The organism is Streptomyces sp. LZ34 (assembly GCF_053890475.1).
In genome coordinates, this window is the sequence record NZ_CM132680.1 from 990,875 (window position 1) to 1,005,682 (window position 14,808).

General features: G+C 69.1%; 11 protein-coding genes. 6 read left to right on the top strand and 5 right to left on the bottom strand.

Annotation, left to right across the window (positions count from 1 at the left end; all coding sequences use genetic code 11):
* Window positions 1-22 precede the first annotated feature (22 nt).
* On the bottom strand, window positions 23-1,432 hold the full coding sequence (locus tag ACWY4P_RS03150) for a class-II fumarase/aspartase family protein (protein WP_456208550.1): 1,410 nt from the start codon (window positions 1,430-1,432) through the stop codon (window positions 23-25).
* A gap of 247 nt (window positions 1,433-1,679) precedes the next feature.
* Between ACWY4P_RS03150 and ACWY4P_RS03155 the strand changes: the two genes are divergently transcribed.
* Together ACWY4P_RS03155 and ACWY4P_RS03160 are read left to right on the top strand one after the other, a co-directional pair.
* Complete coding sequence (locus ACWY4P_RS03155; protein ID WP_456212791.1) at window positions 1,680-1,928, top strand: Rrf2 family transcriptional regulator; 249 nt, start codon at window positions 1,680-1,682, stop codon at window positions 1,926-1,928.
* A gap of 9 nt (window positions 1,929-1,937) precedes the next feature.
* On the top strand, window positions 1,938-2,594 hold the full coding sequence (locus tag ACWY4P_RS03160) for a maleylpyruvate isomerase N-terminal domain-containing protein (RefSeq protein WP_456208551.1): 657 nt from the start codon (window positions 1,938-1,940) through the stop codon (window positions 2,592-2,594).
* Here the strand turns inward: ACWY4P_RS03160 and ACWY4P_RS03165 are convergent.
* On the bottom strand, window positions 2,581-4,239 hold the full coding sequence (locus tag ACWY4P_RS03165) for a hypothetical protein (protein ID WP_456208552.1): 1,659 nt from the start codon (window positions 4,237-4,239) through the stop codon (window positions 2,581-2,583). The two genes, ACWY4P_RS03160 and ACWY4P_RS03165, sit on opposite strands and share 14 nt — an antisense overlap.
* Window positions 4,240-4,345: 106 nt before the next feature.
* On the opposite strand from ACWY4P_RS03165, the gene ACWY4P_RS03170 reads away from it, so the two are divergent.
* A complete protein-coding gene (locus ACWY4P_RS03170; protein ID WP_456208553.1) occupies window positions 4,346-5,590 on the top strand; it encodes a cytochrome P450 family protein in 1,245 nt (414 codons plus the stop codon).
* 31 nt (window positions 5,591-5,621) lie between these two features.
* Here the strand turns inward: ACWY4P_RS03170 and ACWY4P_RS03175 are convergent, their stop codons facing one another.
* From ACWY4P_RS03175 to ACWY4P_RS03185, 3 genes are all read right to left on the bottom strand, one after another.
* Window positions 5,622-7,133 (bottom strand): family 43 glycosylhydrolase, encoded by a 1,512-nt coding sequence (locus tag ACWY4P_RS03175; protein ID WP_456208554.1) that lies wholly within the window; start codon window positions 7,131-7,133, stop codon window positions 5,622-5,624.
* Window positions 7,130-9,982 carry a discoidin domain-containing protein gene (locus ACWY4P_RS03180; RefSeq protein WP_456212792.1) on the bottom strand — a complete coding sequence of 951 codons (2,853 nt, stop codon included), beginning with the start codon at window positions 9,980-9,982 and terminating at the stop codon, window positions 7,130-7,132. Before ACWY4P_RS03180 ends, ACWY4P_RS03175 begins: the two co-directional genes overlap by 4 nt.
* Window positions 9,983-10,249: 267 nt before the next feature.
* The gene (locus tag ACWY4P_RS03185; RefSeq protein ID WP_456208555.1) at window positions 10,250-11,278 is read right to left on the bottom strand and encodes a LacI family DNA-binding transcriptional regulator; all 1,029 of its coding nucleotides are present in this window, start codon (window positions 11,276-11,278) and stop codon (window positions 10,250-10,252) included.
* 286 nt (window positions 11,279-11,564) lie between these two features.
* Between ACWY4P_RS03185 and ACWY4P_RS03190 the strand changes: the two genes are divergently transcribed.
* The 3 genes from ACWY4P_RS03190 (at window position 11,565) to ACWY4P_RS03200 (ending at window position 14,787) form a co-directional block, all read left to right on the top strand.
* On the top strand, window positions 11,565-12,875 hold the full coding sequence (locus tag ACWY4P_RS03190; protein ID WP_456208556.1) for an ABC transporter substrate-binding protein: 1,311 nt from the start codon (window positions 11,565-11,567) through the stop codon (window positions 12,873-12,875).
* Between the two features lie 90 nt (window positions 12,876-12,965).
* Window positions 12,966-13,937 carry a carbohydrate ABC transporter permease gene (locus ACWY4P_RS03195; RefSeq protein ID WP_456208557.1) on the top strand — a complete coding sequence of 324 codons (972 nt, stop codon included), beginning with the start codon at window positions 12,966-12,968 and terminating at the stop codon, window positions 13,935-13,937.
* 28 nt (window positions 13,938-13,965) lie between these two features.
* Window positions 13,966-14,787 carry a carbohydrate ABC transporter permease gene (locus ACWY4P_RS03200; protein WP_456212793.1) on the top strand — a complete coding sequence of 274 codons (822 nt, stop codon included), beginning with the start codon at window positions 13,966-13,968 and terminating at the stop codon, window positions 14,785-14,787.
* Window positions 14,788-14,808: the final 21 nt, after the last annotated feature.

Genomic DNA, 14,808 nt, shown 5'->3' on the forward strand with positions numbered 1-14,808 from the left:
CCGGGCGGAAGGCCGGCGTTCCTCATCCGGTGCGGCGCGCCGCCATCGCGCGGTCGACCAGCTCCCCTGCGGCGCCGGTGTAGCGGACCGGATCCAGCAACTCGGCGATTTCGGCCCCACTCAGGCGGCCGGCCAGCTCGGGCGACGTGGCGAGCGCCTCGCCGAGGGCCGGGCCGCCGCCCGCCGCCTCGGCGGACACCCTGTCCATCAGGGCTCGGGCCCGCGCCCGCCCCAGCAGCGGGGTGAGCACCGCCGCGAGCCGCTCGGTGACCACCAGCCCCCCGGTGAGCTCCAGGTTGGCCCGCATCCGCTCCGGGCGGACCACGAGTCCCTCCACCAGCTGTACGGCGGTGTACGCCGCTCCCCCGGTCAGCCGCAGGCTCTCCCGCAGCGGCTGCCACTCCGCGTGCCAGGCGCCGGCCGGCCGCTCGTCCTCGGCGGCCAGCGCCTGCCCGAGGACCAGGGCCAGCGGGGGGACTTGGAGCGCGGCGGACCTGATCAGGGTGGCCAGGGTGGGATTGCGCTTGTGCGGCATGGCGGAGGAGACGCCCCGGCCGGGTGCGTCGGGCTCGGCCACCTCGCCGATCTCGGTGCGGGAGAGCACCTGCACATCCACCGCGATCTTGGCCAGCACGCCGGACACCTGGACCAGGGCGTGGCCCAGCTCCACGACCGGGAAGCGCATGGTGTGCCAGGGCAACAGCGGTTCGGCGAGCCCCATTTCACCGGCGTACGCGGCGATGAGCCGGTCCGCGTAGGTGGCGAGCCCCGGCTCGTCGCGCAGCCGGGCCTGCTCGAGGTATCCGGCGAGGGTGCCCGCGGCGCCGCCGAGCTGCACCACCAGCCCGGCGGCGGCCTGGTCGAGGCGGGCCGTGGCCAGACGCACCCCCTCCAGCCAGCCCGCCGCCTTCAGCCCGAAGGTGGTCGGGACCGCGTGCAGCGCGAGCGTACGGCCTGCCATCGGGGTGTCGCGGTGACGTTCCGCCAGCTCGGCCAGGACGTCGGCGACGCGCAGCAGATCTCGGCGGATCTCGGTGCTCACGCGCCGGCCCACCAGCATCGCGGCGGTGTCCATGATGTCCTGGCTGGTGGAGCCCCGGTGGACGTACTCGGCGGCCTCGGGGTCCTCCGCCGCGACCCGATCGGTGAACGCGGCGACCACGGCCACGACCGGGTTGGCCGCACCGCGGGCCCGGACCGCGAGGTCACGCAGGTCGAGGCCATCGGCGCGGGCCAGTTCGGTGATGGTTTCGGCGATGCGCCCGGAGACCAGGCCGAGCCGGGCCTGCGCACGGACCAGGCCGGCCTCCGCGTCCAGCAGGGCCTGGAGCCAGGCGAGGTCGCTCGTCCCGGCCTCGGCGGGGGCGCCCGCCCGGACGGGGGTGAGCAGCCCGGAGTCCAGCAGCGCGGTGATGTCGTCCGGCTCGGTCACCGCGCCGCCTCCGGGAGGGCCTCGCGGGGTTCCCGGCCGCGGTGGGCGGGGCTACTGGGTGTGTGAAGATGCCGGATATCCAGGATCGACATGTTTAGGCAGCCTCCATGAAGCTGTCACAGGATGTGGAGTGGGGTCTTCATTGCGCGATTCCGCCGGCCCAGGTTCCGGCGGGCTGACGCGCCGTGCCGCGCCGGCAAGCCACTGCGGGTTGGCCGAGGCCTGTCTGTCCAAGCACCTCCAGGCCATGACACGGGCCGGGGTCCTCCAGGCGACCACCGGCCCCGAGGGGGTTTACCGGCCGACCCGGCCCGTGGACCAGATCACCGTGCTCGACGTGGTCGAGGTCATCGAGGGTACCGCGTCGCCGTTCCTCTGCCAGGAGATCCGCCGGTCCGGCACCGGCGCCGGACCAGGCCATCGCCGGGGTCCATCTCCGCGTCGCCCCGGCCGGGTGAACACGAAATCGGTCGCAGGGCGGGCCGCGCGCTGCTAGCTTGCGGCCGTGGATCTCTTCTCACGCTCTTGGACGGCGTTACGCACGGCGGTCGCCGAACTCCCGGACGAGGACTTCGCACAGCCGTCCGGCTGTACCGGCTGGCTCGTGCGGGACCTGGTGTGCCACCTGGTCATCGACGCTCAGGACGTCCTGATCACCCTCGTGACGCCCGCCGAAACGGAACCGACGCGCAACGCGCTGACCTACTGGGAGGTCGCCGATACGCCCCCGACCGGTGACGACCCGCTCGACGCGCTGACCGTCCGGCTGGCCGCCGCGTACGAGGAGCCGCGGCTGCTGAAGTTCCACCTCGACGACGTCGGGTCCGCCGCCGGGCGCGCGGCCGAACTGGCCGACCCGGTCCTCCGGGTCGGTACCCGCGACGTGGTGCTCACCGCGGGCGACTACCTCTCCGCGTACGTCCTGGAGTGGACCCTGCACCACCTCGACCTGATCGCGCACCTCCCGGGCACGGCGGAACCGCCCGCCGAGAGCCTCGCCCGGTCACGCGAGATGCTGGAGGAGATCGCCGGGACGTCGTTCCCCGCGTCGTGGTCCGACAAGGACGCGCTGCTGGTCGGCACGGGACGGCGTGCCCCGACCGGCACGGAGAAGGCCGAACTGGGCGAACTGGCCGCGAAACTCCCGCTCATCCTCGGATAGTCGCGGAATCGAGGCGGCAGAAGCAGGACTTGGTGATCGGAACGTCTGCGAGCGCGGCGGCGATGGTCAGTTGCTGGGCCACGATCCTGGCCTCCGCCGCCTTGCCGAGCCGCACCAGGCACTCGTGGTACCCATGCAGCGCCCACACGTTCCCGGGATGCTGTGAGGCCCTCGGGAGCGTGTCGTCGAGCCCGAGATCCGCCCGGTATACGGCCTCCGCCTCTTCGACACGCCCTCGCTCGAGAAGCAACGCCCCGTATGCGTGACGGGTCGGTTGCATCCAGCCCCACGGCTCGTCGTAGGGGAGATTGTCGTCGAGGTCGATCGAGTGAGCGAGCGAGGCGAAGGCCAGGTCGTACTCGCCCTTTCGGTAGTTGAGCTCGCCGTCGAACTTCGCCGATGCGACCTCGAGAATGTCCCGGCACGTGTTGTTGAACAGCATCCGGCTCTCGGGAACACGCTCGACCGCGGAGGCGAACGACTCACGTTCGGCCTCGGCCCGGCGGATCATCCCCAGGGCGGAGTAGGCCACTCCCCGGGCATAGTGCAGCATCGCTGTGGTGACGCAGTAGAGCTCGGGATCGGTCGGCAACGGCCGGGCGAGGATGTCTTCCCATCGGCCGAAACGGATGAGGACGTGCACCCGCATGGCGAGGAAGCCCTCGAGCCACTCGGCCATGGGCGGGCTGTCGACTCGCAGCAATTCCTCGGGGATCGATGCCTCCAGTTGGGCCGCGGCGTCGAGCGCTGTCCGGCACTGCCCCAGGAACATCGCACCGTAAATCTTGAAGTGATGGTTGTGGGAGCGGTAAAGCGTATAGAAGTTCATCGCGCCCGCATGGCGCAGATATTTCTCGTCGGCCGCGATGGCGTCGGTGTTGACCTCCACGACATGCCGGTAGTCGCCGCACAGCACATCGAGGTGTGACGGCATGTGATGCAGATGGCCGGCGTCAGGAACCAGCCCACGCAACCGGTCGGCGACGACGAGCGCTTTCTCAGGGGTCGGTGACATCTCCATCAGATGGATGTACATGTGGAGAACGCCGGGATGACGGGCGCCGGCCTCGCTCCGCAGCGCCCGGTCGAGGACGGTCTCGGCCTCGACCGTCCGTGCGTCCGCGGCAGGCTCCCCCGTGCGCAGGTCCCACAACTTCCACGGAGTCAGGTTCATCAGCGCGTCGGCATAGAGGGTGGCGACATCGTGGTCATCAGACGCCAGTTCGTACACCGCGCGCATGGCCTCGGCGTACGGTGTGTTCCAGATCGAGCAGTCTTCCGGCGCCTGCGGCTGCGGATAGCGGGCGCGCAGGGCTTGGATCAGAGCCCGCTCAGTCGGCGTCGCATTCGCTGACGTCGCGTGAGCCCGCTCCACCGCGGCGTGTGTCCTGCGGACCGTCCGCTCCAGGTCCACCTCGTCGAAGAAGTCCCATGGCTTGTTGTAGTTCGGTCCCAGCGCGTACGCGATTCCCCAATGAGCCATGGCGCAATCAGGGTCCGCTTCCGCAGCGGCTTCAAAGCAGGCTACGGCCTCCTCGTGGTTGAACGCATATGTCCACACCATCCCCCGGTCGAACCAGAGCTGCGCTTCAGGCGAACGTGTCGAGACGGGCCGGGTGAAGGTCCCGAGGTCGAAATAGTCCATCAGCATCTCCTGCGTCGCGCCCTACGCTACCCGTTTATGCCATGGATATACCCTTAGGGCGAAAAGTGAGCTTCACACAATCTGTGGTGTTCCTTGGGAGGCCGCGATGAGCCAGCAGCCGATTGTTCTGCCCTATGGCGACCCTGCCTTCGTGGCGGACCCCTTCCCCTTCTACCGGCAGCTGCGCGAGGACGGTCCGGTGCGGCGCGCGGTCATCGCCGGCGGCCTGGACGCATGGCTGGTCATGCCCTACGAGGACTGCCTGGCCGCCCTGTCCGACCCACGGCTGAGCAGCGATGTCTGCCAGGGGTCGGATCCCCGGCTGAGGCGGCGGATGCCGGTGGTCGAGCGGAAGTCCCTGGTGAGCAACATGCTGCGGGCCGACCCGCCCGACCACACCCGGCTGCGTCGACTGGTCTCGCAGGCGTTCACCGCGCGCAGGGTCGCCGAGCTGCGGCCCCGCGTCCAGGAGATCGCCGACGGGCTGCTGGACGTGGTCGCGTCGGCCGGTCGGGCCGACCTGATCGAGGACTTCGCGCTGCCGCTTCCGGTCACCGTCATCAGCGAACTGCTCGGCGTGCCCACGGCCGACCGGCACGAGTTCCAGCGGTGGATGGACGACCTGATCCTGCGAGGGGCGGAGCCGCCGGATCCGGCCGTGGTGGAGCGCGCGTGGCGGCAGATGCACTCGTACCTGACCGGGCTGCTGGCTGCCAAGCGGGCCCGGCCGGGGGACGACCTGCTCAGCGCGCTGATCACGGCCCGGGACGAGCAGCAGCGGCTGGCCGAGGAGGAGCTCGTCTCCATGGCGTTCCTGCTGCTGGCGGCCGGATACATCACCACGGTCAACCTGATCGGCGGCGGCATCGCCGCTCTGCTGGCCCACCCCGATCAGCTCCGGATGCTGCGGGAGGACCCGGCGCTGATGCCGGACGCGATCGAGGAGTTCCTCCGCTACGACGGGCCGGTCAGCCCCGGCATCGCCAGGTTCGCGCGCGAGGACCTCTCCATCGCGGGCGTGGCCATCCCGCGGGGCGCGACCGTGCTGGTCGCCTCAGCCATGGCCGACCGCGATGCGGCACACTTCCCCGACCCCGACCGCCTGGACATCACCCGCGGGGACAGCGCCCACCTCGCCTTCGGCCACGGCATTCACTACTGCCTCGGGGCGTCGCTGGCCCGGATGGAGGGGCAGGTCGCCATCGGAACCGTCCTGCGCCGCCTCTCCCGTCTCGCCCTGAGCGTGTCGCCCGGAGAGCTGCGGTGGCGGCCCAGCGGTCTGCGCGGCCTCGAGCGACTGCCCGTCACCTTCACCCCGCATCAGCGGGCCATCGCGTCGATGGCCCGCTGACGAGGGTGGGGTCCGGGATCGTATCGTCCGGCTACTCTCCTGAGGGTGCGGTCAGCGGGACACCGAGGGCCACCGGGGTGCCGAAGTTCGGGGTGCCGTCCGCGTTCCAGGTGAACTTCTGCGCTCTGGTGCTGCGGTTCATGTCACAGCCACCGCCGGCGGAGTTGTTGGCGTGGTAGACCATCCAGTCCTCGGTCCCGTCGGGCGACTTGAAGAAGCCGTTGTGGCCGGGGCCGTACACGCCGTTGGCGTTGGACCTCTGGAAGACCGGGTTCGGTGACTTGACCCAGGAGGAGGAGTTGAGCGGGTCGCCACCGTTGTAGGTGAGCATCCCCAGCTTGTAGTCGGGCGTGGAGCAGTGGCTGGCGGAGTAGACGATGAAGGTCTTGCCGTTGCGCTGGAGAACCTCGGCGCCCTCGTTGACCGCGCCGCCCACCGTCTCCCAGCTGTAGGTGGGGGTGGACAGCAGACGGCGGGTGCCGCTGGCGGTCCACGGGTTCGACAGCGGCCGGATGAACATGGGCTGCGAGCCGTTGTAGTACGTGCCGAGGAGGTAGAGCTTGCCGTTCAGTTGCAGGATGCTCGGATCCAGCTCCCAGGTGTTGTCCTGGGTCGGGTCGAGCAGATCGGCCTTGAAGGTGTAGGGGCCCATCGGGTCCGTACCGGCGCTCTCGAGCACATGGATCCGCTGGGTGCCCAGGTCGTACGGCTCACGCCCGGCCGTGTAGTAGAAGTACCACCGCTTCCCGTTCGGGCCGTCGAGCAGGTGGAACTCCGGGGCCCACATGGTGCCGGCCCCGTTGGGCCGGGTGAGGTTGAAGATCACCTGGTCGGTGGCGGTGGCAAGGCCCCCCAGGGTCTTGGCCTTGCGCATGGTGATCGTCGAGTTCCAGGTCGTGGTGGCGAGGTAGTAGTACCCGTCGTGGTAGGTGAGCCAGGGGTCGGGTCCGCGCTGGGAGAGCGGGTTGGTGAAGGTGCCCGCGCTCGTCCCGCCGCCGGTGAAGCCCGGCAGCCGCCACACCCGGCCATTCGCGGTACCGCACGGCAGCTGCACCAGGCCGGTGTTCGAGGCCGTCGAGCCGCCGCTCGGCGCGATGCACTTGCCGGAGGCCACAGAGACGAGGTTGAAGGTCTTGTCGGCTCCGCCGACCGACACGGGGACGAGCCGCCACTGCTGGTTCGTTTCACCGTGACAGGTCCACTGGATGATCGTGGCGTTGTCCACCGTGGACGCGCCATAGACGTCGACGCACTGGCCGGACGCGGGCGTGCTGATCGTATAGGTGTCGGTCGTCCCCGCGACCGGGGTGAAGCCGAAGGTCTGGCTCCCGCCGGTGTTGCACGTGCTGGCCCGGAGCTGGGTCCCGCTCGTCGACGAGCCGTCGGGGAGGTCCAGGCAGTTGCCGCCGTTCTGATTCACCCCCGTCGACGTGAAGGCGGCGGCAGCAGCGGGACCGGCGCCCGACGCGGATGGCGCCACCAGGAAGGCGACCACCATGGTGAGCACGCCGGTGAGCGCGGACAGACATCTGACTCGGGTCACTGGTGCACATCCTTCGTCGGTCGGAGGGAGCTGGGAACGCCGCTCCGGTTGTAGACCTTGACCTCGGTGAGGCCGGTCTTGGCTCCGGAGGCGTTGGTGGCCAGGACCCGTATGCGTTGCGCGCTGATCGACGGGAATCGCACCAGGTTGTAGTTGGCCTGCGGCGCCGCCGGGCTCTTGGTCTGACCGGGTGCGTCCACCCAGGAACTGCCGTTGTAGTACTGGATGGTGTACGCGGACGGGGCTCGGTAGGTGGTGCTGGCCGGGCGGCTGTCCTTGAAGTGCAGGCGCACCTCGTTGAGCGTGCGGGCGGTCCCGAAGTTCAGTTCGTACCAGTCCTGGGCGTTGGAGGAGCCACCGGCGCCCCAGAACGGCTCGTTGGTGGGATACCCGTCGACCGCCCCGGAGACGTTGCTGCCGGCCCCGGTGTAGGAGGCGGACACGGTCGCCCCGGAGGCCAGGTTGGTGAGGTCGGCGGTCAGGTCCACACCGGCCTTGGAGAACATGTCGACGAGCCGGGGGCTGTTCTGCACGACCTGGTTGGGGGCCTGCAGCCCGGGGACGGCGGTGTGGTACGTGACCGTGCCGTTCGTCGTCACATTGCCGGTGGCCGGGTCCCAGGTGAAGGGCACCAGCGAGTTGACGGTGGCGACCCGGTTGCCGTTGATGAAGATCGAGTACCCCTCGGGAACACCCGGATAGCGCACCACTCCGTCGGCCGGGTCGTCCCAGACGACGGACAGGTCGGCGTTGCGGTAGCGGAGGTTGTTGACGGTGAAGTGGTCCCAGCCGATGTTGATCGGGGAGAGCTCGACCTTGGCGTCGTTGCGTGGCCGCAGGCCCGCGACGTCCTCGATCACCGTCCAGTTGCTGCTGCCCAGGATGTTGTGGTGGATCCAGGAGCGGTAGTCGATCCCGGTGCCGTTCCAGTCGGCCCAGAACTCGTTGGCGTCGGGCCACTGGGTGTTGCCGCCGACGTACTGCGCCCAGGCGTTCCAGTACAGGAGCTTCTTGTAGTCGGTCGGGGTCATCCAGGAGTTGGGGTAGTTGCGCAGCACCGAGGAGTAGAGCCGGAACTGCACGGTGGAGTTGATGGTGGAGAAGTTGTTGGAGCCCGGGTTCCCGGCGTCGGCCGCCGCCTTCTTGTCGACCTGGTTGGCCGTGTAGAAGGGGAAGACGGGGTATTGGGCCGGGTCGTCGAACAGGCGCAGGGCCTGCTTGTACGTCGCGGTGTTGGGGACGGCTCCGACCGAGAACGGGTAGTAGTTGTTGATCTCCTTCCAGGGCACCCACTCGTTGGTCGACTTCAACCGGTGCTCGAACAACTGCCGGCCCGGGTTCCACAGCACGTTGACGATGGCGTCCTTGATCTGGTTCGCGAGCGTGCGCATCTCGGTGGCCTTGGCGGTGTTGCCGACCGCGTCGTAGGCCTGCGCCGCGGCCATCGCGCCGCTGTACTGGTAGGCGGACTCGGCGCGGTCCATGTTGCCGGGCTTCCAGTGGAAGGAGACCGCGTCGGCGTCGTTGCCCGTCAGGGCACCCCAGTCGTACTCGATCAGCTTGTTGTTGTCGTGGTCGTAGTAGGCGAGTTGGCCCTTGACGTCTCCCTCGGCGTAGCGGGCCAGGTTGCTGGCGATCGCCGGCTGGCCGCCGTGGATCTGGTAGCTCTTCCACGCCGCCTCGGCGATGTACTGGGTGTAGCTGTTGGACCAGTTCTCCGGGTCACCCGGGTTGTCGAGGAAGCGACCGCCCTTGGAGACCTGGCCGACGTTGAGCCAGTCCCCGTACGCGTAGGCCGGGTTGCGCAGATACTTGAGGTCGTCGATGTGCATGGGCTGGGTGAGCGCGATCGCGTTGTTGTAGCCGAGGACGCCTTCGGTCGAGGTCGGGAACTGGTAGGTCTGCCCGGGGATGTTGGCATCGAGGCTGTTGAAGCGCATCAGCCACCAGCGGTAGTAGATGCTCTTCTTGATCGCGGGTTCGGGCACATCGATGTACGGCACGTTCTGCGCCCACCACAGGTTGTAGGCCTTGACGTGGGTCGCGAAGGCGGTGGCATTGGAATAGCCCGCGTAGGCGTTGTACTCCGTGAGGGACTCGGGGATCTCGTCGGTGACGAACCCCATCACCACCTTGGCGGTCACGGTGGCTCCGGCCGCGATCGTCACGGACCGGTTCAGGCCGCCGCCGGTGGCGGTGAAACCGTCGCCGGTGAGTCGCGGTCGGATGGTGGTGAGGTTGTTGTAGGCGTTGACCTGGCCGGTCAGTTCGCTGCCGGTGCCCGCCGTCGCGTACGGGGAGGTCGCCCGTAACTGCAGCGTGGTGGAGCTCGTGCCGTTGTTCTTGATGGACAGGTTGGTCACGGCGACGTTGTTGTCGGTGATGAACTTGGTCTGGTCGACCGTGATCGAGCCGCTGGTGTGCACGCTCTTCCAGTGACTGGGCGCCTGCCTGCGCTGGGAGACCTGTTCGGTGAAGGTGCCCGGGGTGATCGCGACACTGTAGGCGTTCTTGTCGCTGATGCTCTCCCAGTAGGCGACGTGTCCGCCGAAGCCGAGCACCGCGGGGTCGTGGGTCTTCATGAAGACCGCACGCCCACGGCTCATCAGCCAGGGGCCGGCCGGATCGTTGCCGGAGCGGGCCAGCAGGCGGTCCATCCAGAAGTCGGTTCCCGAGCTCTCCGCGTCGTAGATGGACCGCATCATGTCGCCCGGTGTGTAGGCGACGGGCGGGGCCGGGATCGCGGGTCCGCTGAAGGTCGGGAACCCGATGGTCTGCGAAGCTCCGGCCGGGGTCGCGGAACAGACCGTACAGATAACGAGGATCAGTGCGACGAGGAGGCGCTTCATGACCGCGCCCGCCATGTCCAGATGTACGGTGGCGGCCCCGTACGGAGCCGTCATGCTGCGTCTTCTCATCGGGCGCTCCCTGTCCGGTTGACAGCAGGCGTTGCTCACGATGGCGCTGACGTTCTCCGACGAGGTCTCCCGGGAGCCCCGGCGGACGGGGTTGGATCAGGCGTACCGGGGTCGTGCGTGAAACTGACCTAAAAGGTTTTCGCAAGGTAAGCGCGTGCCTCCACGCTGTCAACAGAAACGGGCGATGTGGCGCCACGCTCAGGACAGCGGTGCCGTGGACCCCCTGATCACCGCGCGGCAGGACAGGGTCTCCACCCCCGAACGCCGTGCCCCGGCGATCGCGCTGAACAAGGCGCGCGCGGCCGCGCGCCCGACCTGCTCCAGATTCAGGTCGACGCTGGTCAGCGGCGGGCGGGAGGCGGAGGTCAGGACCTGCCAGTTGTCGAAGCCCATGACCGCCACGTCCTCGGGCACCCGGTGGCCGCGCTCGCGCAGTACGTCCATCACGCCACGGGCGATCTGATCGCTGCCGCACAGGACGGCGTCCACGTCCGGGTGCCGGTCGAGCAGCATCGCGGTGGCCGCCCGCCCCCAGCCCTCCGACCACACCCCGAACCGCACCTCGCCGACCAGGGCGAGACCGGCCTCGGCGAGCGCGGCCCGGGCCCCCTCGGCCCGCTCCTGCGCCGCGAGGTACCCGGGATCGCCGGTGATGTGCGCGATCCGGGTACGGCCGCAGGCGAGCAGATGATCGACGGCGATCCGGCCGGCTCCGACGCTGTCGGGAACGATGGACAGATCCTCCGGATCATCCGACGGGGCATACGCGTAGACGACGGGGACCGGCAGTTCGCGGCCCAGGGACGGACGGGGGTCGGTCCGGCTGCCCACCACGATGAGGCCGTCGACCCGGCGGCCGAGCAGCGCGCGGACATGGTGCTGCTCGCGGATCGCGTCACCGCGGGCGTCGCAGAGGAACACCGCGACCTCGCCGGCTCCGAAGGCGTCCTCGGCGCCCATGAGGATCGGGATGGAGAACCGGCCCTCCAGGTCGCTGGTGAGCAGACCGACGGTGCCCGTCCGCCCGGCGAGCAGGCCGCGGGCCAGCTGATTGGGCCGGAATGACAGCCGCTCGGCCGCTTCGATCACCCGCTGCCTCGTCTCCGCGCGCACCTGGCTGCGGCCGTTGAGGGCCTTGGACGCGGTGGCGATGGACACACCTGCCAGCCGGGCCACGTCGCTGAGGGTGACGGGATGCGAACGAGAGGGGCCGGTGGCCTGGGTCATGGGTTGTACTCCTGTCTCGCGTCGCGTGCCGGGCCGTCGAGGGTGGCACATCGCGCGTAAAACGGTACGTCAGTTGTTCAGGTCAGGGCGTACTCGAGATTTTTCCGAGGTTTCGATGACTCCCCCATGGCCATTCTCTACAAGGGGATTGACGAGTGATGAGACCAGTCCTAGTTTCTCGGAAAGCCTTTTCGGTTCGTTTCCGTCGCAGAGTTCAGTGCCACCACAGCCATCGTCCCGACCGGTCGGCCTGCCCACGGCCCGCCGCCACACAAGGGAGATCGTCATGGGGAGCACGGCCGGACCACGTGGACGCATGCGCCGACTCGCCACCGGTGTCCTCGCGCTGCTCGCCGCCGCGAGCATGGTCACGGCCTGCGGGTCGGACGGCGGTTCGGGCGGCGGAGGAAGCGGAGCGGGGGGCGTCAAAGGCCTCGACGACGGCACCAAGCTGACGATGTGGACGCGCGCGGCGACCCGGCCGCAGAGCGAGGCCCTGGTCAAGGCATACAACGCGAGCCACAAGAACAAGATCGAGCTCACCGTCATCCCCACCGACGACTACCAGGCAAAGGTCGGTGCGGCCGCCGGCTCCCGCGATCTGCCCGATCTGTTCGCCTCGGACGTGGTGTTCGTGCCGAACTACACCTCCAGCGGGCTCTTCGCCGACCTCACCGGCCGCATCGACGCCCTGCCCTTCGCCGAGGACCTGGCCCAGTCGCATATCAAGGCCGGTACGTACGAGGGCAAGAAGTACGTCGTGCCGCACACCCTCGATCTGTCGGTGCTCTTCTACAACAAGGAGCTCTACCGGCGGGCCAAGCTCGACCCCGGGAAGCCCCCCACCAGTCTGCGCGAGTGGGACCGGCAGGCGCGGGCCGTGGACGCGCTGGGCGGAGACGTCAACGGCACCTTCTTCGGCGGCAACTGCGGAGGCTGCGGCGTGTTCACCTGGTGGCCGTCCATCTGGGCCGCGGGGGACGATGTGCTGAACAAGGAGGGGACGGAGGCACAGCTGTCCTCCGAGACCGCGAAGGAGGTCTACGCGACCTACCGCGGGTGGGTGAAGGACGACATCGTGGCCCCCGGCGCGCGCGAGGAGACGGGCACGACCTGGACCGGGGTCTTCCCGAAGGGGAAGGTCGGCGTGATGCCCATGCCGTCGACCACCCTGGGGCTGATGCCCAAGGAGCTCGACCTCGGGGTCGCGGCCATCCCCGGACCCGACGGCGGCAAGTCCACCTTCGTCGGCGGTGACGCCATCGGCATCTCCGCCACCAGCAAGTCGGCGGACCAGGCCTGGAACTTCCTCGCCTGGTCACTGGGTGACAAGGCCCAGGTCGACGTGGTCGCCGCGCACAAGGACGTGGTGGCGCGCACCGACCTCGCCTCCAACAAGTACTCCGACGCCGACCCGCGGCTGGTGACCATCAACCGGCTCGTGGCGGACGGCCGCACCCCGTACGCGCTGAAGTTCGGCCAGACCTTCAACGACCCCAACGGGCCGTGGCTCACCCTGATGCGCCATGCCGTCTTCGGCGACGGAGGGTCCGTGGAGAAGGACAACAAGGCGGTCAACGCCTCGCTGGCCGACTGAGCGACACGCGGCCTGCCGGGGCCTATACCCAGCACCCCACACCCCGCGTCCGCGGCATCACCCCTCCCACACGCGCGACAGAGGAGAGCCATGCAGGTGAAGGCGCCCGACCGAGTGGCCGCCGAGCACCGGGCCCGGTCGGCACGCCCGGCCCGGCCGGCCCGCCGGCCTCGTCCCTCCGCGCACTGGTGGCGGTCCCGGAAGGTCCAGGGGATCGGCTACGCGGCCCCCACGGCCGTGTTCGTCGCGGTCTTCTTCCTGCTGCCCCTGCTGCTCGTCGGGCAGATGTCGCTCAGCGACTGGCCGCTGCTCGCGGGAGACCGGGGCGGCAACGCCCCGGAGAACTACACCGACGTCATCGACAGCACCCTGTTCTGGCCCGCGGTCCGCTTCACCCTCCTCTACACCGTGATCGTGACGGTCGTCCTCCTCGGGCTGGCGCTCCTCCTCGCCCTGCTGGTGCAGGAGTCCCGCCCCGGGGCGGGCTTCTTCCGCACGGTCTACTTCCTGCCCAGCGCCCTGGGGCTGGCCTCCGCCTCCTTGCTGTTCTGGGGCCTGTACAGCCCCACCACCGGACCGCTCAGCCGCGTCCTGGAAAAGCTCGGCCTCGTCGACGAGCCGGTGTCCTTCCTCGGCACGCCGACCTCCGCCCTGCTGTCGACGGTCTTCCTCATCGTCTGGAAGTTCGCCGGCTTCTACATGCTGATCCTCCTCGTGGGCCTCCAGCGCATTCCCCACGAGGTGTACGAGGCGGCGCGGATGGACGGCGCCGGCCGCGGCCAGATCTTCCGCAGCATCACCCTGCCGTTGCTGCGGCCGTCCCTCGCCCTTTCCCTGCTGCTCAGCGTCACCGGATCGCTGCTCGCGTTCGACCAGTTCTTCATCCTCACCAAGGGCGGACCGGACAACAGCACCGTCACCGTCGTGCAGCTGATCTATCGCGAGGCCTTCCAGCGGATGAACCTCGGCACCGCGGCGGCCCTCTCGATCACCGTGCTGGCCGCGCTCCTCCTGCTCAACGTCCTCCAGTTCCGCGGTCTGCGCCGCGCCGACGAGTCATGACCTCCACCTCATGAGAAGGGACACCACGGTGCTCACCCGCGCCCTCGGCCGGACGCCCCATTACGTCCTCGCCGGAGGACTGGCCGTCATCTTCCTCTTTCCCCTGCTGTGGAACGCCTGGGCGTCGGTCAGCGGACAACCCGGCACCGCGCAGGAATCCGGCTACGGCCTCGGCAACTACCGGACGCTGCTCGATTACGACGCGGGCCTGTGGCGGTACCTCCTCAACAGCACGGTCGTCTCGGCGCTCACCGTCGCCCTGACCCTCACGGTGTCGCTGCTCGGCGGCTACGCCTTCGCCCGCTTCGACTTCCCGGGCAAGAACCTGCTGTTCCTGCTGACGCTGGCCATTCTTATGGTCCCGTACGCCACGCTCCTCATCCCGCTCTATGTGCTGCTCGGCAGGCTCGAGCTACAGAACTCACTGATCGGGCTGAGCCTGGTGCTGGCCATGTTCCAGCTGCCCTTCGCCACCTTCATGATGCGGATCTCCTTCGAGGCGGTGCCGCGCGAACTGGAGGAGTCGGCGCTCGTCGACGGCTGCGGCACGGCGGGCGCCCTGCGCCGGGTCCTGCTCCCTGCGGTGCGACCGGGACTGATCACCGTGGGGCTCTTCGCCTTCCTCGCGGCCTGGAACGACTTCATCGCGCCACTGATCCTCATCTCGGACAGCGAGAAGGCACCACTGCCGCTGGCCGTCGCGAACCTGCGGCAGCAGAGCATGGGCGCCGTCGACTACGGCGCCACCGAGGCGGGTGTGGTGGTCCTCGCCGTGCCCTGCCTCCTCCTCTTCCTGCTGCTGCAACGGCACTACGTACGGGGCTTCATGTCGGGCGCGCTCAAGGGCTGAAGCGCCGGACCACGGAGACGG